Annotated in this window: 1 pseudogene; it reads right to left on the bottom strand. The window is 70.5% G+C overall.

The features are described from left to right. Nucleotides 1–1,115: pseudogene (locus tag ACWEPL_RS65275) on the bottom strand (type IV secretion protein Rhs); the annotation flags it as partial.

Genomic DNA, 1,115 nt, shown 5'->3' with positions numbered 1-1,115 from the left:
GCCGGGGTGCTGTTGTAGCAGGGCTCGCCGCTGTTGTTGCCGAACACCGGCACCGTCTGGACCGACTTCGTCTCCGCCTTGCCGGTGACCCAGCCCGGCAGGCGGTTCAGGCCGAAGGTGTACTGGCTGCCGTCAGCGGTGGTGACGCGCCAGTACTCGCCGTTGTTGTCGCCGTTGGTGGCGCCGGTGAGGTACTCGATGCGGGTGCCGTCGTCGCGCTTGGGCCGCCACTGCCTGCTCGTGGCGTCCTTGATCAACTCGATGGCCGAGCTGCCGAGCGAGAGGATTGCGTTGTCCTGGTCCCAGCACAGGTCGCCGGTCTTCTTGCCGTCGACCATGCAGGACTTGTAGCGGCGCTCGATGAAGCCGCCGGGGTTCAGCTCGAAGCCCTCACCCGCCCAGGACGCCTGGTTGTTGGTGGAGGCGGTGCGCCCGTCCACGCTCTGGGAGGAGTAGGCCAGCGAGATCTCCGGCTCGTCGCCGCCCAGCGCGGGCGGGGTGCGCATGTCGTAGCCCCAGGTGAAGTCGCCGGTCTGGGTGCCGACGCTCCAGTCCGCCGAGGCACCCAGCGAGGTGGCGGAGTGGTCGCCGGAGGGCCCGGAGGCGGCGGCGGTCAGGGCGTACAGGCCGTTCGTCTCGAAGTCGGCGGTCAGCGTGCCCGCCTTGACGTCGTTGTCGCTCTTGACGGGCTCGGGCAGGGCACAATTGCTCGCCTTGGCGTCGAGCGCGCACCCCTCCAGCTTGACCACGCGGAGCCGGGCGCCGTAGTCGCCACCGTAGGCGTAGCGGAAGCCGGAGTAGTCGATCTGCAGGCGGGTCTTCCCCGACGCCTTGGCCGCCGCTACGCCCTGGCCCGGGGAGACGCGCAGCGCGAGGCCGAACCGGTCCGTTTCGAGAAGCTCGACCTTGACCGCGTCGGCCGCGGCGGCGGCTTTGGCGTCTTTCTGCGGGGCCAGCTTCACGGGGAAGCCGGTCGCCGCCAGGGTGCTCGCCCCGGTGCCGCCCAGCTCCGCCGCCTGGGGTTTGGGCCAGGCGATGCCTGGCGGCGCCTTCCACGCCTGTTTCTCGACGGGATTGGCCATCGGGGGCAGGACCGGGACGCTCTTGCCCTTGAT

This window comes from Nonomuraea sp. NPDC004186 (genome assembly GCF_053603495.1).
The sequence above is the reverse complement of the archived record's forward strand: the minus strand, read 5'-3'. Positions and strand labels throughout refer to the sequence as shown.